Below are 18301 nucleotides of genomic sequence, written 5' to 3' on the forward strand. Positions count from 1 at the left end.
GCGCGGCGTTCCTGCTGTTTCGTGGTGCCGGTGACCGCGATGACCGCCTTACGTAGCCGCCGCGCGAACTGGCCGGGAGTGTCGGTGTGCGCGTGCGGCAGCACCCGCACCGTGACCTTCTCCAACTCCGTGTTGGTGAGGTCGGTGGTGTGCTCGGTGAACAGGTCCAGCTTGTGCGCGCTCATTCCGCGGTACGGGTCACCGTCGGGGTCGAGACTGGCGACCGCTACGGCGTAGTGGCGGGTGTAGTAGCTGGCGGTGGCGAGCTGGTTTTTCGCGGTACCGGTACTGATGTGCGTCGCGGCGGCGAGTTCGGCGGCGGCGAGGTCAATGTTCTGCAGCCACGTGTCGGACCCGATGTCGGGGCAGTCGGCCCCCGCATGCCGGCGACTGGCGCCGGGCACGGCGGAGGGGTCGATGAGTTGATAGTCGGCGGTACTGAGCAGGATGCTGCGCAGGGCGAGCTTCTCCCGGTAGAGCAGTGCTTCAGCGTGTTCGATGTCGACCAGTTGGGTGAGGGTCGCCGCGAACGTCTCGGCTTTCGTGACCGGACCTAGCGGCTGGAGAGTCTCGCCGGCATCGGCGGGTGTCGAGGGCAGGTCGAGGCGCGGTTGAGTCCGTTCCGCCTGAACCTTATTCCTCGTACGCATGTGCTATATCGTATCGCGCCGGGGCACGCTACCGCAAGACCTGAGCGTGGCTTCTTTCCTTGTATATCAGTGTATTTTGCCGCGGATCGCCGGGATATTTGCCGCGGATCGTGGGTGATGTATGGAGGGTGTCGTCGCGAGCGCCTTCACTCACGGATGACGGGGGTACGAAGTCACCTCGGGACGAGGTCTCAGATCGAGTGACTAGAGATCGGCCGGGCGGCTCGCCTCGTCCTCGATCCGGAGTGCATCCAGGATCTCGGCCTTAGTGGTCGCATCGGACACGTCCAGTCCGCGTTCGGCCCGGTACTGCCACACGAGACCGTCGCGCCCCGGAATCTTCCGACCGATGAGCCACACCGCGCCGTTGCTCAGTCGGTAGTAGCGAGTAGTAACGATGCTTCGTTCGACCCGTTGACGCAGGATCACCGGCACGTTGCCAGGTTCATCGAATGCCAGACTCCATGGCGCCCGATCCACGATCTGATGGTCGTCGATGGGTTCGGACTCGGTGATGCTCAGCAGCCCGTCTTTCCAGACACCCTTGCTGATCTCGTGCCAGCCGATCAGCCGATGTCCATCCGTGCCTACGACGTGTAACCCTTGCGGCGTCGCCACAACAACCTGCCCGGTCGTTGCCTGCGCCCACGCAAGCGCGCGCTCGTCGCGGTCCAGGTGCCGTGCCGCGGACTCCGGTACCGGTGGCCGGCGTTCCTTGAGCTTCTTGAGTAGTCCCACCTAGATACCTCCAGCAGACTGTTCGCGTAGGGCGCGCGCCAACTGTTCGAGCGCGACCAGCTCACCAAAGATTCGGTTGTACGTGGCGGTGTCCTCGAGCGGGTTGATGCGTTGCAGCTTGGACTTGACCTCGCTGATCTTGCCGTGCACGGCAGGCATCTGCAGCGCCGCGATCACCGACGTGACATAGCGATGGTCGGGATCCTTCGGCGTGTTGGGCGGCTCGACGGAGAGCTCGGTCGCCAGCGTGCGGATCAGCGACGCGTTGGGCCCGGTGGCCGCGGCACAGACCCGGCTGATCCAGTCCGTGACGTCGGTGGCGCTGACGACGCCGCCCGCCGCAGCGATGGACTCGCGAAGCGCGGCGTACGCCGGATGACCGAACGCATCAGCCTGGGTCGCATCAAACGTCGGTCCAGCCAGTTGCGGCCACTGCATCGCGAGCTTGAGTGATTCTCGTTCGGCCCGTAACCGCGGGTCGGTGCGCTTGGGCATCGGCATCGATGGCTGCTCGGCGGTGGCCTCGGCCACTTGCTGCCGAGCAGGTGTTCGCAGCGCCTTGCTCTGGTCCGGTTTCCAAGCCCGGACCTGGGCGACGACCCGGTTGGGATCATCGATTCCCACGAGGCCAGCCAACCTGCGGGCGTACTCGCCCCGGATCGCAACGTCTTTGATCTGCGCCACCAGCGGAACAGTCTCCTCGAGCGCGTGCACGCGCCCCTCCACGGTGTCGAGGTTGTGCAGCTTGAGCTTGGACGCAATCGCGAACTCGACCAACGGGGTACGCCGGGCGATCAGGTCGCGTACCGCGGCATCGCCACTGTCCTGGCGCAGTTCGCACGGGTCTCGCCCATCACCCTCGACGGCGACGAAAGTCTGCGCGGTGAACTTCTGATCGTCCGAGAACGCTTTGAGGGCAGCCTTCTGGCCCGCCTCGTCACCATCGAATACGAAGATCACCTCACCCCGGAATACGTCGCTGTCCATGAGCAACTGACGGATCACACTAATGTGCTCGGAACCGAACGCGGTGCCGCAAGAGGCAACCGCGGTCGGGATTCCGGCTAGGTGACAGGCCATCACATCGGTGTAGCCCTCGACAACGACGACCTGGCGATTGCGGGCGATGTCGCGCCGCGCTTTATCAATCCCAAACAGGACCGTGCTTTTCTTATATAGCGGCGTTTCTGAGGTGTTGAGGTACTTTGCCTCACTTGGGTCGTCATCGAACAGCCGACGTGCGCCAAAGCCGATGGGATCGCCGTGCCGGTCGAAGATCGGCCACAACAGCCGCTTACGGAACCGGTCGATCAGCGTCCCGCGAGCAGACCGCCTGCTGAGCCCGACGGTGACGAGCTCCTGCTCGGCGAACCCGGCCTGGCGCAGGTGCCTGGTCAACGCGTCCCACGCGTCGGGAGCGAAACCGCAGCTGTAGGCGAGGGCCGATTGTTGGTCGAATCCTCGCTGAGCAAGGAATGCGCGCGCCACCTCCGCCGGTCCGGGTGCGGCGAGTTGTTCGCGGTAGAACTCAACTGCCGCCTTGTTGGCCTCGATCAACCGGGCACGCTGGCCGGTGCGCCGCTCCGGCCGGGCCGCGCCTTGCTCATATCGAAGCTGGATCCCGGCGCGGCTGGCGAGCTGCTCGACCGCTTCGGTGAAGCCAACGTGGTCTATCTTCTGGATGAACGAGATCACGTCTCCGGACTCAGCGCATCCGAAGCAGTAAAAGAAGCCACGCCCAGGCGACACACTGAACGACGGTGTCTTCTCGTCGTGGAAGGGGCATAGGCCCTTGAGGTTGCCACCTCCGGAATTGCGCAACGTGACGTATTCGCCAATGACATCAGCGATCCGCGCGCGCTCGCGCACCGCTTGGATGTCTTCGTTACGTATCAGTCCGGTCATTGCCATTTCTCGTCTAGTTTCCGCACAGCCGCCGGTGCCATGCAATTGCGGCGCCATCAGTCAGTTCGGCGATCTGGTCGATGACGGCTCGCAGTCTGCCGGCGTCGTCGACGGCACGCCTGTGCGCGTCAGCATACTGATCGCGTAAATGCTCTGGACAATCGCGCAATACCGTCGCAAGTCCGGTGATGATCTCTCGTTGTTGCCGCTGCAGCGTGTCCGCTCCCTCTCGTTGCATCACATACTTAAACGCGCACGCCTTGAGCAGAGCGCATTCGGCGGCTACTTGCGCCGGTACGACGAGGTCTGCGCCATATCTGGCCAACGGTGCGTCGCCGTACCTCGCGCGAGTCGAAGTCACGGCCGCCGAGCTGAAACGACCAAGCAGTTCACTCGTTGCACGCTTGAGCGCGACACGCCCGGACCTCGACGCGGCAGCGTCGCGGCCATACGACGCGACCTCGCGGAGCACGGGAAACGCGAGCAGTCGGGCGAACGTTGCCGCGAGGTAGTCGGTGTCGGCGTCGATGTAGTAACGGGCGGCGATTCGGCAGACATCGTCGGAAGTGTCGTCATTGGCCGCATCGCGTAGGTCGATCAGGCCGCTGGTGATCCCGTCCTCGAGGTCGTGCACGGAGTAGGCGACGTCGTCAGACCAGTCCATGACCTGCGCCTCGATGCAGCGTGCTCCCTCGGGAGCGCCGCGTCGCATCCAGCCGAAAGCCGCTGCATCGTCGGCGTAGAAACCGAACTTCGCTGAACCGTCGCGCCGCGGCCAGGGATACTTGCACGTCGCGTCGAGTACGGCACGCGTGAGGTTAAGACCCGCGTCGATATCGCCGTCCACGATCTTGGCCTCAAGCCGGACGAGCACGCGCAGGGTCTGCGCATTGCCCTCGAATCCGCCCGCCTCGCCGCTTATCGCGTTGAGCGCGTCCTCCCCGTTGTGTCCAAATGGCGGATGGCCGAGGTCGTGTGCCAACCCCGCCGCATCAGTGATGTCGGGATCCAGGCCGAGCGCCTGGCCGATCTCACGGGCGATCTGGGCGACCTCAAGGGAGTGCGTCAGCCGGGTGCGCGGGAAATCGTCCTCAAACGGGACGACGACTTGAGTCTTGCCGGCAAGTCGGCGCAGCGCGCTGCTGTGCAGTATGCGAGCCCGGTCACGCGCGAACTCCGAACGCCAGTGCCCACTGCTGCCTTCGACGTACGAGGCTTTGGCCGGCTCGACGACGAGCCGCTGACGATCTGCATCGGCGTACATCAGGCCCCTGCCCATACCAGCAGAGCCGCCCGCCTAACCAATTCCCAGTCCAGTCTCGTTGGAGTTGCCGGTGAGTCCGTAGTAAAGAATCGCCGCGGTCTCGCGCAAGATGTATTGGAACTCCGTCGACCGCGTCTGCACCGACGGGCCGGAGCGGGTGGGTGAGATATAGGTCGTGATCCCCTCGGCGGTGATCATCTCCGAGGCCCGCAGCGTGTGCCACGGGTCGGTAACCACAATGGTGTCCGTCCAGCCCTTCTGCTTGAACTCCTTGCCGAGTGCCACTGCGCTCTGCAACGTGTTGCTACCGGTAGGTACGGCGACAACTGCGTCGGCGGGCACGCCCTGCTTGATTAGCCAGTTGCGACCGGCTCCGGCCTCGGTGTACTCGTCACCGGAGCGGTTGCCACCGACGGTGACGATCACGTCGGCCAGGCCGTCCTGATAAAGGCTGAGCGCGTGGGTGAGGCGGGACTTGAAATTGGGCGAAGGTGTGCCGTTGTACTGCGCGGATCCGAGTACGACGATCGTGTCGGCGTGCTGGCGCGTGTCGTCGCGCGCCACCTTCCATACCGCGAAGGCGACGCCCCCGACGGCAAGCAGAATGCCGACCAGAATGCCTGCGACCAGGCGGCCAACAACTCTGCCTACCAAGAAATCCGACCTTAGAATCCGAAAAGATGTACACGCGCCGACGGCACTATCAGTCTACGTGAATCCGGGCCAACCCATTCGTCCTTCTCAGGTGCCCTTTCTCAGCCGGCGGCTAGCCGCCGGAGATGCCGATCTCAGCGCCGAACGGCACCGCGCTGCTGTCTCGATCCGCCAGCCAGCCTTCGGGCAGTGAGACTTTGCGCAGGCCGGTGCCCCGTCCCCTCGGAAGACCCAGAATCTCCTCCGGATAGGCCTGGTCACCGTGCTGATCCAAGACCAGATCGAGTTGCCGGTCGAGGTCGGCGAGGTCCGCGATCAGCCCGAGGCGCTGACGCAGGTCCGAACCGACCCGGAAGCCCTTGAGATACCACGCGACGTGCTTGCGGAAATCCCGCGAGGCGCGCTGCTCCCCCAGGTCGTCGGCCATCCAGCCGGCGTGCTGACGCATGGTGTGCGCGACCTGGGACAAGCTGGGTCGGACTCGTTCGGTGCTCCCGGCGAAAGCGTTGGCAAGGTCGGCGAACAGGTACGGCCGGCCAAGACAGCCGCGGCCAACGACAACTCCGGCGCAGCCGGTCTGCTCAACCATCCGGATCGCGTCGTCGGCCTCCCAGATATCGCCATTGCCCAGCACCGGAACGTCCAGCTCTCGCACCAGGGCGGCAATCGCGTCCCAGTCGGCGTGATCGCCGTACATTTGCGCCGCGGTGCGGCCGTGCAGTGCCACCGCGGTAATCCCCTCTTCTTGGGCAATCGTGCCGGCCTCGAGATAGGTGAGGTGCTCGGCGTCGATGCCTTTGCGCATCTTGACGGTGACAGGCACGCGCCCGCCCGCCGCCTCTACGGCGCCGCGGATGATGCGCCGAAACAACTCACGGCGCCACGGCAGGGCCGCGCCGCCGCCCTTCTTAGTCACCTTGGGCACGGGGCAGCCCATGTTGAGGTCGATGTGGTCGGCACGGTCCTCGTCGATCAGGATCCGCACGGCCTCGGTCACGATCGCTGGGTCCGTGGCATAGAGCTGGACCGAGCGCGGCGACTCATCCGGATGGAACTTCAGCATCTCCATCGTCAGTGGCGTTCGTTCCACGAGCGCGCGGGAGGTGATCATCTCGGAGACGTAAAGCCCGGCGCCGTACTGCCGGCAGACTCTGCGATAGGCGCTGGTGGTGATGCCGGCCATCGGGGCGAGTACGACGGGCGGGTCGACCGCGATCGATCCGAACGCGAGCCGGCTCGGATCTGTGCGCGTGGTGGTTATCGAAGCCATGTGAGTAGGTCACCTCCGGACTGCCATTGAATTCCCTGGACGTCGAGTTCCTTAGGGATTAGGTAGAACACGTGACCGGCAATGGTCTCCTCATCGAAGACCTCCCCTTCGCGAAATCCGGGGTGCGAGTCGAGGACCGCGGTAGCACGCGCGTGCACATCTCCTTGCGAGTCCAGGAGGCACAGCCCGGATACCGGCGGCGACTGAATCGAGCCGCCGCTCTTGTTAGTGAACATCCCCCCGACGATCGCGGACGCGTAGCCGGCTGGAATCGTCAAGCCCGCGGCGATGAACGACTCGTCCGCGGGATATCTGATCATCAATATTCGCCATCCGGCGCGCAGCCCGTATTGGCCTTGCCCTTCCAGGAAGTCCCCTACCTTGCCCGAACGCGGGGCGAGGTCTTCGTCGATGTCGTCGTGCGGGTCACTCGCCGGAGGCGGCGGTGGCTGCTCTGGCGTACGACGTGGTCCCTGATCCGCGTGTGTCGGCCCCGAGTGCGGTCCCCCGGTCCCTTGCCCTTGCGGTCGCGCTGGAGCCCGTCCGGGCGGAGGTGGGTAGCCACGCGGCGGTGCAGCGGGCGGATAACCAGGCGGCGGCGGTGGGTAACCGCGCGGCGGTCCTGGCGGTGGATAGCCCGGCGGCGGGTAACCAGGCGGCCGTCCCGTCGGCCGGAAGCCCGGTGGCGGCCCGTAGCCCGGTGGCGGCCCGTAGCCGGGCCGCGGGCCGTAGCCGGGTGGTGGTCCCTGCGTCATCTAGTCCGTCACATCCGCCGAAATTACCTGCTGGAAGCGTCAGGCGCCCAGCAGCCGTGAACCCAAGTAGCCGAGGAGCGCATCGATCCCGATGCGTTCCTGCTGCATCGTGTCACGCTCGCGGACCGTGACGGCGTCGTCGGCGAGGCTGTCGAAGTCGACGGTGATGCAGTATGGCGTGCCGATCTCATCCTGGCGACGGTAACGACGCCCGATCGCTCCAGCGTCGTCGAAGTCGATGTTCCAGTGCTTGCGCAGGAGCGCCGCGACGTCGCGCGCCTTCGGCGACAGATCAGAGTTGCGCGAGAGCGGTAGCACCGCTGCCTTGACCGGCGCGAGCCGAGCATCCAGGCCGAGTACGGTTCGCGACTCCATCTTGCCTTTTGCGTTGGGCGCTTCGTCGACCCGGAACGCGTCGAGCATGAACGCCATCATCGCGCGCCCGACGCCGGCTGCCGGCTCGATGACGTACGGCGTCCAGCGCTCGTTGCTCTCCTGGTCGAAAAAGGTCAAGTCGGCGCCGGAGTGTTTCGAGTGCGTCTTGAGGTCGAAATCGGTGCGGTTGGCAACGCCCTCAAGCTCACCCCACTCTGAGCCTTGGAAGCCGAACCGGTACTCGATGTCGACGGTGCGTTTGGAGTAGTGCGAAAGTTTTTCCTTCGGGTGCTCGAACAACCGCAGGTTGTCCTCGGCGATGCCGAGGTCGAGATACCAGTTCTTTCGCTCCGCCAGCCACGTCTCATGCCACTCCTCGTCAGTACCGGGCTTGACGAAGAACTCCATCTCCATCTGCTCGAACTCGCGGGTGCGGAAAATAAAGTTGCCGGGCGTGATCTCGTTGCGAAACGACTTGCCCTGCTGGGCGATGCCGAACGGCGGCTTCTTACGCGAAGACTGAAGCACCTGGCCGAAGTTGATGAAGATTCCCTGGGCCGTCTCCGGACGCAGGTAGGCAAGACCCTCCTCCGTCTCGACCGGTCCCAGATGCGTGCGCAACAGGCCATTGAACATCTTCGGGTCGGTCCACTGCCCCTTCGTGCCGCAGTTGGAGCATGCGATATCGGCGAGACCGTTTTCCGGTAGTCGCCCCTTCTTCTCTTCGTAGGCCTCTTCAAGATGATCGGCCCGGAACCGACGGTGGCACGACTGGCATTCAACGAGCGGATCGACGAACGCCTCGACGTGCCCGGACGCGGTCCACACCTCACGGGCCAAGATGACCGAGGAATCGAGACCGACGATGTCGTCGCGGCCGGTAACCATCGACTTCCACCATTGCCGCTTGAGGTTTTCTTTGAGCTCGACGCCCAACGGCCCGTAGTCCCAGGCTGCTCGCTGACCGCCGTAGATCTCGCTGCTGGGGTAGACGAACCCACGTCGCTTGCAGAGGCTGACGACGGTATCGATCTTGGCGGCGTTTGAGGCGCTCACGGTGGTGCTCCATCCGGCTGGCGGTCGGCGGGAATAACCCGAAATGATTGGTGCGTAACCAAACGATCCTACCTGGCATCGCCCACACGTAGCGACCGGGTTTTGTCGTCTCGCACGCAAATCGGGAGCGACGTTACGACGTCGCTCCCGAATCTGGAGATGCTCTGTTACTCACATCCGGACGACTAGCCGCCGTAGTCGACGTTGGGCTGGTCGGAGGGACAGACGTACCACAGCGAACCGATATAGGACATCGGGATCGGGATCGCGCCGGATCCCTTGTCGTCGGTGACGTTGACGGTGGCCATCGTGTCGCCGGTCTGCTTGGAATCTTTGACGACGAGCGTCAACCCCTTGTAGCTGTCGAACGTACCGTTCGCAGCCGCGCTGTCGAACGTGTCCTTATCCGCCGAGCACACATAGAGCTTTGCGCCGTTGTAATTCTGCGTCGACAGATCGTCGACGAATGTCTGTGCGTCGTCCTCGGCCTGCGCGAGGTCGAGTTCCGCACTGCTACCGCTGCTGCCCGAGTCCGACGAGGATCCACTCCCGCTGGAGCCGCTTTCGTCGCTACCTGAGGTGGGACCATTCTCGCTGCTGGTCTGTTCCTGCGACTGGCTGCTCGATTCGCCGCCGCCGGCCGTTTTGCGATCGGGCGAACTGTTCTTGTTCAGCACGATGATGAGCACCGCAGCCGCGACCGCGACAACTGCGACGACGGCGGTGATGATCCATGGGAGCGGGCTCTTCTTCTGCGGCGCGCCGCCGGGCCCACCGGGAGGGCCGCCGTACGCCGGCTGGCCATACTGACCGGGCTGGCCGTACTGGCCTTGCTGTCCGTATTGGCCGGGCTGGCCGTACTGACCCTGTTGCCCGTAGGGATCCTGGCCCGGCTGGCCATACTGACCCTGCTGAGCGTAAGGGTCCTGCTGTCCGTATTGGCCCTGCTGGCCTTGGCCATAGGGATCCGACTGCCCATACTGGCCCTGCTGGCCGTACGGATCGCTGGGCAGGCCCTGGTATCCGGATCCGCCTTCGGTGGGGGCCGGTGTCCAGCCGGGTACGTCGCCCTGCTGGGGACTGCCATCCGGGTTGAGCGGTGGGTTCTGACCGTATGGATTGGGGTCCTGACTATGGGTGCCCGGGTGGTTAGGGTCAGAGCCGTACGGGGGTTGCGTCACTTTTGATCCTTAATAGTTTCAGTCAGATGAGGTTATCGGGACATATGGCAGTAAGTGGCCTGGTTGACGCTATTTCTGCTTGATATCACAAATTTTCCATTCGCCGCCTTCAACCTCCAGTTGATAGACGACGGTCAGCGTCTGGCCCTGATACGACGCCGTCACGTCGACCGTGCCGCTGGTGTCGGAATCAAGCGTCGGCTCACCGTGACTGAAGGTGACACCCTTCTTCGAACCGAAGTCTGAGGTATCGCTTTCCATCACCGACTTGTACGACGAACACAAGTATGTCAATCCAGTGTCTTTGTCGTCGTTCTCTACCGCGGCGAGGTATCCCTCGACGGGATCGATCGGCTGATTCGAGGCGGACTGGTTTCCGGTCGAACTGCTGGAGCTCGACGACTGGGTCTGGCTTGTCTGGCTTGTCTGGTTTGACTGGCTGCCGGGATCCGCGCCACCGGCTTTGGGATCGGGATTCGTTCCGGTCTTGCTCACGACAATGATGACAAGCGCCACGGCGAGCCCAGCGACGGCGATCAACGCCGCGAGGATGATCGGCAACCGGTTAGTAGACGGCTGCCCGTTAGTAGGTTGCGGAAAGTTATTTGACACTGCACACCTTCCACGACCCGCTGTGCTTTTCCAAGTTCACGGTCACCGTCGTGGTGCCTGGGGCGTTGTAGTCATTTCCAGATCCGGCTTCCATGTTGTACTTCAGCTCAACATCCACCGTCGCCTTGTCGCCATTGATATTGGCATCTTGCGAAACCGTGTACTTCATCCCCGTGGTGCCTTTGGGATTGTCACCACTCTTCTTGATCTGGTCGTAGAGCTCGCCGCAGGCGTACTTCATTGCCTCACTTGCATCCCCGGCTTTGGCCGCTTCCATAAACGACGTGGTTACCGCGACCGGGTCACTCGCGAACTGATCACCGCCACCGCCACCACCGCCCTTGCCGCCTTTGCCGCCAGTGAGAACCAGCGCGAGAGTGACTCCAATTACGGCTACCACAGCGATCGCGCCGGTGATGATCCATGGCATCGCGCTCTTCTTCTGCGGAGGAGGTCCCCCGAAGCCTCCCGACCCATACTGCGGCTGGCCATACTGAGGCTGGCTGTACTGGGGTTGGCCGTACTGAGGCTGCTGCGGTGGTGGACCGTACGGGTGCTGGGGATCGTATGGCGGTTGGCCGTAAGGGGGCTGCGTCATGGCATATCACTTCTTCTATCTCGGTCGGCACAATGGTGCTGGTGCCGGACGAATCATTTGTTAGTTGAGGTCATCAATCGCAGAGTCCGACGAATCACTGCCTAAGTCTGGTTCCAGCGGTCTCGGCCGAAGACGAGGAATCACCTCGAACGCGGTCCGAAGTCTCCGATGTCGGTGCGGTGCGCGTCATCCGAGAGATCCCCATCGCGCCGAGAGACCGCCCCGGGCACGGCAATCAACCGCGGTTCAAAGCCACTGGGCTCATTGCGCGCGGCATACATGAACGGCGCCGCGTGCACCTTGACGTCGTACGCCGACAATGCCCGTCGGTAGGAGCCGAAACTGTCCCAGACGGTCGCAAGCACCCAGGCGCCCGGTTCGTCGGTGCTGCGCGCGAACCAGCCCCGTTCGAACCCTTTGCAGCCCGCAAACGCGCCCAAGGCGGCCTCGGCCTTGTCCATGAACTCTGGGCCGTCGGACGGCTGGTCGATTCTGACGATGGCAAGCATGGGATGAATTCCTTACGGCGCGGCGTTGAGCACTGAGATATGCATACATGCAGCTTTGACAATAAATTCTCGCGTGCACGACTGTATCGACCATGAACTTCTCTCGTAGGTCTTCCCGACATGCTGTCGCCGTCGTGGCGCTTTCCGCCGCGCTCGGTGTTGCCGCGTCCGCACTCACCGGCTGTTCCTCCGCAGGCGCCACGTCCGACGGAAAGCCCAACGTGGTCGTTGGTTTCTATCCCCAAGAGTTCCTCGCTACGTCGATCGGCGGCAACGACATCCACGTCACAAGCGTCGCGCAGCCCGGCGCGGAACCGCACGATATGGAGATCACCGGGAAGCAGGTCGCGAAGGTCACCGACGCGGGCCTCGTGATTTACATCAAAGGCATCATGCCGGCGCTCGATAATGCGGTCGCAAACAATAACAGCGAGCACGGCCTCAACCTGGCAACCGTCACCACCCTGAAGGGCGGTTACAAGGAGATCGGCCAGGAAAACGGCAAGGCAGGCAAAGACCCACACATCTGGCTCGATCCGGTACTCATGAAAAAGATGGCGACGGCGGTTGGCGATCGGCTAGTGAAGATCGACAAAGCTCACGCGGCAACCTATAAGCAGAACACCGCGACGCTGATCAAGAAACTTGATGCCCTCGATTCGGCGTACAAGACCGGCCTGGCAAACTGCGAACGTACGTCGATCGTCACGACTCACAACGCGTTCGGGTATCTCGCCGAGCAGTATGGGCTTACCCAAGTCAGTATCGCCGGCCTGTCTCCGGACAACGAGCCGTCGCCGCAGCGGATGACTGAAGTCAAGACATTCGCGCAAGAGCACGGAGTCACTACGATCTTCTTTGAGGAGGCAGTCAACCCGAAGTACGCCGAGACAATCGCGTCGGAGGTCGGCGCACAGACCGCGGTGCTCTCGCCGATCGAGATCGCGCATAAAGGTGAGGACTACATCACGATCATGCAAGCCAACCTCGCAGCACTCAGGAAAGCACTTGGGTGTTCGTGACCAACACTCGACTGGATCCGCACGCGACGGGCATCGAGACCCCTGTGGTCTCGGTGAGCGACGTGCACGTGCGTATGGGTACGACGCAGGCGCTGCGCGGGGTCAGCTTCGATGTCCACTCCGGTGAGGTCGTTGCGATACTCGGGCCCAACGGCTCCGGCAAGTCGACCATCATCAAGACGATCGTGGGGCTCATCGAAGCGCAGTCCGGGTCAATCGAGCTTTTCGGCACGCCGATCCGCCGGTTCAATCAGCGTTCGCGCATCGGCTACGTGCCGCAACGCATCACCGCGGCGTCCGGCGTACCGGCGACCGTCCAGGAAATCGTCACCTCCGGTCGGCAACAAGGGCTGTTCAGCATCCGGCGGGCCGCAGACAAGAAGGCGGTCCTCGAGGCGATGGATGCCGTCGATGTTGCCGACTTGCGCCACCGGAGCGTCGCGCAGCTGTCCGGGGGGCAACAGCAACGAGTGCTCATCGCCCGGGCCCTCGCCCGCCAGCCCGAGTTGCTCATCCTCGACGAACCGCTCGCAGGAGTCGACATCGAGCAGCAAGACTCGCTCGCGACGACGCTCCAACACCTGCGCGGGCAGGGACGCACCATCGTCATCGTCTTACACGAACTCGGTCCGATCGCGCCGCTGATCACTCATGTGGTCGGATTACGCGGCGGAATGGTGCAGTACAACGGGGCGCCCGCCGACGCCCCCGTCGAGCACGCCGTACCCGATCAGGGCCACGATCATGTGCATCCGCACGACGAGGACGACCAGCCATATCAGCGTGCTGCGCTGCTCATCAACGATCCGATGAGTCCGGCCTCAGATGGCGAGAAGGTGGACCGATGAGCTACCTGACCTATCCCTTTATGCAGCGGGCGCTCATCGCCGCAGTCCTCGTCGGACTATGCGCGCCGGCGGTCGGCACTTACCTCGTGCAAAAGAAACTCTCGTTGATGGGCGATGGAATCGGGCACGTCGCGTTTGCAGGCGTCGGACTGGGGATCCTCCTTGGTACGTCGCCGGTGTTGGTCGCGGTCGTCGTGTCCGCCGCCGGCGCGATCGCGATGGAGGTCATGCGGTCGCGCGCCAAGACCAGCGGCGACATGGCGCTGGCAATCTTGTTCTACGGCGGCATCGCGACTGGTGCTCTGCTCATCTCGATTAACGGTGACAGCTCGATCAACGTCCAGTCCTACTTGTTCGGCTCGATCCTCACCGTCAACAACAGTGACATCATCGTCACCGCGGTGTTGGCGGCGTTCGTCCTGCTGGTCACCATCGGCTTGCGCCGCGCACTGTTCGCCACCAGCCACGACGAAGAGTTCGCCCGGGTGGGCGGCGTACCGGTCATGCTGCTCAACATCCTGCTGGCAATGACGGCCGCGGTCACCGTGTCGGTGGCGATGCGGGTCGTCGGGCTGCTTCTTGTCAGCGCGCTGCTCGTCTTGCCGGTTGCATCCGCGCAACAGCTCACCGGGTCGTTCGCGAGCACCTTCGCAGCAGCGATCGGGATCGGCGTCGTGGTCACGCTGGCAGGCGTCCTACTCGCCTATCCGGTTAACGTTGGTCCCGGCTCCCTGATTGTGGTCGTCGCGATCGGGGTATTTTTCCTGTGTGCGCTTGCCAGCCGGGCGCGCGAGCGGCTTTTCCGCCGACGCCACGCCATCGACGCGACAACCGAGCCGGTGGCCCAAGCTACGTGAGAGGTAACCGAGCAGTGACCGAGGACGACCTCCACCAGCCCGCGCACGATCACCTGCTTGAACCGCTGAAGAGCACTCGCGGCACGACCGCGACGTTTGCCGCCGCCAGCGAGTTGCTGCGCGCGCTCTCGGCGCCGATCCGCGCTCAGCTGGTCTCGCTACTCGACGAACACGGTGCGCTGTGCGTCCACGAGCTCGTCGAGGCCCTCGACGTAGCGCAACCGCTCGTGTCCCAGCATCTACGCATCCTGCGCGGCGCGGGCGTCGTGATCGGTGAACGACGGGGCCGCGAAGTCGAGTATCGCCTCGCCGACGACCACATTGCGCACATCGTCAACGACGCGGTCACCCACAGCCAGGAACCCGACCCGGCCAGCTAGGCTTTGCCGAAGCGCCGTTCCCGGCCGGCGAACTGAAGACACGCATCCCACAGATCTAGCCGGTCGAAGTCCGGCCAGCGGGTATCGACGAACATTAATTCGGCGTACGCCGACTGCCACAGCAGGAAGTTGCTGATCCGCTGCTCTCCTGACGAGCGGATAAACAGGTCCACATCGGGCATGTCCGGCTCGTCGAGGTATCGCGAGATCGTCTTTTCGGTGATTTTCTCCGGATCGAGCCTGCCCGCCTTGACCTCACGCGCGATCGCGACGGCGGCGTCCGCGATCTCTGCGCGGCCGCCGTAGTTGACGCACATGGTCAACGTGCAGACATCGTTGCGCTTGGTCAGTTCTTCGGCGATCTCGAGCTCCTTGATGACCGACCGCCACAACCGTGGGCGACGACCTGCCCACCGGACCCGTACGCCGAGGTCGTTCATCTCATCTCGCCTGCGGCGGATGACGTCGCGGTTGAATCCCATGAGGTATCGGACCTCTTCGGGGGAACGTCGCCAGTTCTCGGTCGAGAATGCATATGCGGACACCCATTTCACGCCGACTTCGATCGCGCCTTCGACGACGTCGAACAATGAGCTCTCGCCCGCCGCATGTCCCTCTGTGCGCGGCAGGCCGCGGTCCTTGGCCCATCGGCCGTTACCGTCCATCACGATCGCGACGTGCTCGGGCAGCTGCTCTCGGGGGATCTGCGGCGCGACCGCACCGGACGAGTGCGGGGTGGGTGAACGGCGCGGCGGCGTCCGGCTCACGTAGTCACCGGCCATGCGAGATCCGCTGAATCGACCGGCACTCGCCCGGCCAGCTCCTCGACCGCTGGTGTGCCGTCCATCGCCTCGCGCGCCTCACGCTCGACGTACGGCAGGGAGCGCAGCGATCGTTCGAGGTGCCACTGCATGTGCGCTGCCAGTACGCCGCTGGCCTCGCGGCGCACACGTGGGACCGCGGCCTCCGCCTCGACCCAGTCACCGGTCAGCAGCGCCTCGATGTAGGCGGGCGTCTCGGCGAGCACCGTCACGGCGCGGGGTACGGCGCACGCGATGCACGTCGTACCACCGCTCTCGACCGAGTAGCGTCGGTGCCGGCCCGGCTTGTCGCAACGCGCGCACGAGTCGAGAGCAGGTTCCCAGCCGGCCACGGACATCCCGCGCACGAGAAACGCATCAAGAACGAGGCGGGGCGATTTCTCCTTTTCTGCAAGGGATCGAAGAGCGCCAATCAGTAGAAGGTACAGCCGCAGCGACGGTTCACGCTCCTCGCCGCTGAGCCGATCGGCGGCCTCAAGGATCGCCGCGCCCGCGGTATGTCGCGGGTAGTCATCGACGATCTGCGCGCCGTACGGACGAATGCTTTCGACCTGGGTGACGATGTCGAGCGACTTGCCGAGGAAGAACTGTGCGTCGATGTGGCTACCTGGTTCGAGCCGGGCACCGAAGCGCGATGAGGTACGGCGTACCCCTTTGGCGACCGCGCGCACCTTGCCGGTGCGACGGGTCAGCACCGTGACGATGCGGTCAGCCTCGCCGAGCTTGTGCAGGCGCAACACGACGCCTTCGTCACGATATAAAGTCACGTCGCCATTTTCGCACCGATGTCACGTCTGGTCACTGAGGCTCGGGTGGCTCGCGGTCAATTCGCGTCGCGTTAAGTCGTCGACGAAATTCCGAGTGCGCTTGTTCGGCGCCGCGCGCGTAGGCATCCTTGCCGGCGCCGGCCAGGAAAAGCAGGTCGACCGATTCGTCGTCGGGCAGTGACACCGTCAGGCCGATATAGTTCTTCAACCGCATCTTGTGGGTCGCGATCGAGACGTCTCTCACTTGCGACCACGGTTTGACAAGTGCGGCTCCGGTGCGGCTGTGAACCAGCTTGAAACCTTTGGAGTCGACCACCACGAACATCGGTGTGCGCGCGTTGAGCGGATCGATGCAGTCGGCGCTCCAGTGTCCTGGTTCGGCGTCAGCGGTCAACGCCGCCTTGCGCTTACGGTCCTTAAGGGCGAGCCACACTCCGACCGCGGCGAGCACGACGATGACGATCAGGCCGAGCCAGGCGGCGTCGAGCCAGTTGGTAAGGAAGTCCGCCGCGAGCGGAGCCATATCTAACTTCGCAGCCATATTTACAGTCCGAGCCGATCTATCTTCTTCGGGTCACGCTGCCACTCGGCGAGCACCGAGATGTGCAGATGCAGATAGATCCGCATGTTCAGTCGAGACTCGATCTGTTTGCGAGCCGTCGTACCGATGTGTTTGATCCGGCTGCCGCGGTGCCCCAGCAGAATCGGCTTCTGGCTGGACCGCTCGACATACAGCGTGGCATGTACGTCGATGACATCCGAGTCGTCCCGCGGCAGCATCTCAGACACACTGACCGCGATCGAGTGCGGCAACTCCTCGCGGGCCTCTTCCAGGGCCGCCTCACGGATGAACTCCTCAATCAATGACTGCTGGCTCTCGTCGGTGCGCTCACCATCGAGAAACAGCTTCGGGCCCTCCGGCAGCCGTCCGGCGATGATCGAGCAGAGCGTGTCGACTTGGAAGTCTGCGGCCGCCGAGACCGGAATGATCTCGGCGAACTCGCGTCCAAGATCTTCTTGCAAGGTCTGCACTCGCAACAGCGCCTCGGCGATCTGCTTGGGCTTGCCCAGGTCGGTCTTGGTGACGATCGCGATAACCGGTGCTTTGGTGCTATCCCGCAGACTGCGCGCGATGTATCTATCACCTGGCCCGATCTTTTCGTTAGCTGGCAGGCAAAAGCCAATCAGGTCGACCTCGGCGAGGGTGTGGGTGACGACGTCGTTGAGCCGTTCCCCGAGTAACGTGCGAGGCCGGTGTACGCCTGGGGTATCGACGATCACGATCTGCGCGTCGTCGCGGTTGACGATGCCGCGGATTGCCCGGCGGGTGGTTTGTGGCTTATCGCTGATGATTGCAATCTTCTCGCCGACGAGGGCGTTGGTGAGGGTCGACTTGCCCGCGTTGGGCCGCCCGACGAAGCTGATGAATCCGGACCGGTGCGGCGGTGTGGGGTGAGCTGTCATGGTCTGCACAGTCTATCTGGTCGCCACGCCGCACTCGGCCTGCCAATTATTGACTCATTCCAGATTAGCGCTAGACTTGAGCCATGGACCCCGCAGCACCAACTCCGCGCGAACGACTGGCCGCGGCCGGTCTTCGTACGACGGTCCAGCGGGTCGCCGTACTCCAAGTGATCGAGCGGCGCGAACATCTCGATGCGGACCAGATCCGCGATCGGGTCACCGGTCAGATTGGCAAGGTATCGACGCAGGCGGTGTACGACGTACTCAAGGCCCTGTCTGAGGCTGGCCTGCTACGCAAGATCCAGCCGGCGGGAAGTTCGGCCCTATACGAGTTGCGCGTGGCCGACAACCACCATCACCTGATCTGCCGCTCCTGCAGAAAGATCCTTGATGTCGACTGCGCCCACGGCGCGGCCCCATGCATCGAACCGGACGACGACCACGGGTTCGTGCTCGACGAGGCCGAAGTCATCTACTGGGGGCTGTGCGCGGACTGCGCACACGTCTCGTCTGCGCTTCCCCAAAACTGACGAACCGTAATTATCCGCTAGTAACTGAGCACCACTGAAAGGAAC

The 18301-nt window shown here is 63.7% G+C and carries 21 protein-coding genes; 5 read left to right on the top strand and 16 right to left on the bottom strand.

Annotated features, from left to right (window positions below; all coding sequences use genetic code 11):
- The 12 genes from CLV47_RS20580 to CLV47_RS20635 all read right to left on the bottom strand — a co-directional run.
- A partial coding sequence (locus CLV47_RS20580) for a hypothetical protein (RefSeq protein ID WP_146135475.1) occupies positions 1-650 on the bottom strand: 650 nt, incomplete at its 3' end.
- 204 nt (positions 651-854) lie between these two features.
- Positions 855-1388 carry a hypothetical protein gene (locus CLV47_RS20585; protein WP_106351010.1) on the bottom strand — a complete coding sequence of 178 codons (534 nt, stop codon included), beginning with the start codon at positions 1386-1388 and terminating at the stop codon, positions 855-857.
- The gene (gene dnaG / locus CLV47_RS20590; RefSeq protein ID WP_106351040.1) at positions 1389-3293 is read right to left on the bottom strand and encodes a DNA primase; all 1905 of its coding nucleotides are present in this window, start codon (positions 3291-3293) and stop codon (positions 1389-1391) included. It abuts the gene before it with no gap.
- 13 nt (positions 3294-3306) lie between these two features.
- Positions 3307-4557, bottom strand: a complete 1251-nt coding sequence (locus tag CLV47_RS20595; RefSeq protein ID WP_106351041.1) for a deoxyguanosinetriphosphate triphosphohydrolase — start codon at positions 4555-4557, stop codon at positions 3307-3309.
- A gap of 33 nt (positions 4558-4590) precedes the next feature.
- Positions 4591-5211 (bottom strand): YdcF family protein, encoded by a 621-nt coding sequence (locus tag CLV47_RS20600; protein WP_106351011.1) that lies wholly within the window; start codon positions 5209-5211, stop codon positions 4591-4593.
- 112 nt (positions 5212-5323) lie between these two features.
- Positions 5324-6481 carry a tRNA dihydrouridine synthase DusB gene (dusB, locus tag CLV47_RS20605; protein ID WP_106351012.1) on the bottom strand — a complete coding sequence of 386 codons (1158 nt, stop codon included), beginning with the start codon at positions 6479-6481 and terminating at the stop codon, positions 5324-5326.
- Complete coding sequence (locus CLV47_RS22260; RefSeq protein ID WP_177557585.1) at positions 6469-7236, bottom strand: hypothetical protein; 768 nt, start codon at positions 7234-7236, stop codon at positions 6469-6471. The genes dusB and CLV47_RS22260 overlap by 13 nt, the downstream gene beginning before the upstream one ends.
- A 39-nt stretch (positions 7237-7275) precedes the next feature.
- Entirely contained in the window at positions 7276-8667 is a 1392-nt protein-coding gene (locus CLV47_RS20615) for a glycine--tRNA ligase (RefSeq protein WP_202862721.1), read from the bottom strand.
- Between the two features lie 185 nt (positions 8668-8852).
- Positions 8853-9848, bottom strand: a complete 996-nt coding sequence (locus CLV47_RS20620; RefSeq protein ID WP_106351013.1) for a hypothetical protein — start codon at positions 9846-9848, stop codon at positions 8853-8855.
- A gap of 69 nt (positions 9849-9917) precedes the next feature.
- Entirely contained in the window at positions 9918-10460 is a 543-nt protein-coding gene (locus CLV47_RS20625; protein ID WP_146135476.1) for a hypothetical protein, read from the bottom strand.
- On the bottom strand, positions 10450-11058 hold the full coding sequence (locus CLV47_RS20630; protein ID WP_146135477.1) for an Rv0361 family membrane protein: 609 nt from the start codon (positions 11056-11058) through the stop codon (positions 10450-10452). Before CLV47_RS20630 ends, CLV47_RS20625 begins: the two co-directional genes overlap by 11 nt.
- A 140-nt stretch (positions 11059-11198) precedes the next feature.
- Positions 11199-11567: an antibiotic biosynthesis monooxygenase family protein gene (locus CLV47_RS20635; protein ID WP_106351016.1), complete on the bottom strand. Its 369-nt coding sequence runs from the start codon at positions 11565-11567 to the stop codon at positions 11199-11201.
- 92 nt (positions 11568-11659) lie between these two features.
- Between CLV47_RS20635 and CLV47_RS20640 the strand changes: the two genes are divergently transcribed.
- Genes CLV47_RS20640 through CLV47_RS20655 form a run of 4 tightly spaced genes read left to right on the top strand, consistent with a single transcriptional unit; the run spans position 11660 to position 14674 of the window.
- Positions 11660-12589 carry a metal ABC transporter substrate-binding protein gene (locus CLV47_RS20640; protein ID WP_106351017.1) on the top strand — a complete coding sequence of 310 codons (930 nt, stop codon included), beginning with the start codon at positions 11660-11662 and terminating at the stop codon, positions 12587-12589.
- A complete protein-coding gene (locus tag CLV47_RS20645; RefSeq protein ID WP_202862722.1) occupies positions 12586-13437 on the top strand; it encodes a metal ABC transporter ATP-binding protein in 852 nt (283 codons plus the stop codon). The genes CLV47_RS20640 and CLV47_RS20645 overlap by 4 nt, the downstream gene beginning before the upstream one ends.
- Positions 13434-14294 (top strand): metal ABC transporter permease, encoded by an 861-nt coding sequence (locus CLV47_RS20650; RefSeq protein WP_106351018.1) that lies wholly within the window; start codon positions 13434-13436, stop codon positions 14292-14294. The genes CLV47_RS20645 and CLV47_RS20650 overlap by 4 nt, the downstream gene beginning before the upstream one ends.
- Before the next feature lie 14 nt (positions 14295-14308).
- Positions 14309-14674: an ArsR/SmtB family transcription factor gene (locus CLV47_RS20655; protein ID WP_177557587.1), complete on the top strand. Its 366-nt coding sequence runs from the start codon at positions 14309-14311 to the stop codon at positions 14672-14674.
- Here CLV47_RS20655 and CLV47_RS20660 read toward each other — a convergent pair.
- The 4 genes from CLV47_RS20660 to era are packed head-to-tail and all read right to left on the bottom strand — an operon-like array spanning position 14671 to position 17726.
- The gene (locus CLV47_RS20660; RefSeq protein WP_106351020.1) at positions 14671-15456 is read right to left on the bottom strand and encodes an isoprenyl transferase; all 786 of its coding nucleotides are present in this window, start codon (positions 15454-15456) and stop codon (positions 14671-14673) included. The two genes, CLV47_RS20655 and CLV47_RS20660, sit on opposite strands and share 4 nt — an antisense overlap.
- Positions 15438-16262 (bottom strand): DNA repair protein RecO, encoded by an 825-nt coding sequence (recO, locus tag CLV47_RS20665; protein ID WP_106351021.1) that lies wholly within the window; start codon positions 16260-16262, stop codon positions 15438-15440. The genes CLV47_RS20660 and recO overlap by 19 nt, the downstream gene beginning before the upstream one ends.
- Before the next feature lie 31 nt (positions 16263-16293).
- Positions 16294-16803 (bottom strand): hypothetical protein, encoded by a 510-nt coding sequence (locus tag CLV47_RS20670; protein ID WP_106351022.1) that lies wholly within the window; start codon positions 16801-16803, stop codon positions 16294-16296.
- Positions 16804-16805: 2 nt separating this feature from the next.
- Positions 16806-17726 carry a GTPase Era gene (era, locus tag CLV47_RS20675; protein WP_106351044.1) on the bottom strand — a complete coding sequence of 307 codons (921 nt, stop codon included), beginning with the start codon at positions 17724-17726 and terminating at the stop codon, positions 16806-16808.
- 83 nt (positions 17727-17809) lie between these two features.
- Here era and CLV47_RS20680 point away from each other — a divergent pair, with 83 nt between their 5' ends.
- Positions 17810-18256, top strand: a complete 447-nt coding sequence (locus CLV47_RS20680) for a Fur family transcriptional regulator (protein ID WP_106351023.1) — start codon at positions 17810-17812, stop codon at positions 18254-18256.
- Positions 18257-18301: the final 45 nt, after the last annotated feature.

This window comes from Antricoccus suffuscus (assembly GCF_003003235.1).
In the GTDB taxonomy this organism is placed as follows: domain Bacteria; phylum Actinomycetota; class Actinomycetes; order Mycobacteriales; family Antricoccaceae; genus Antricoccus; species Antricoccus suffuscus.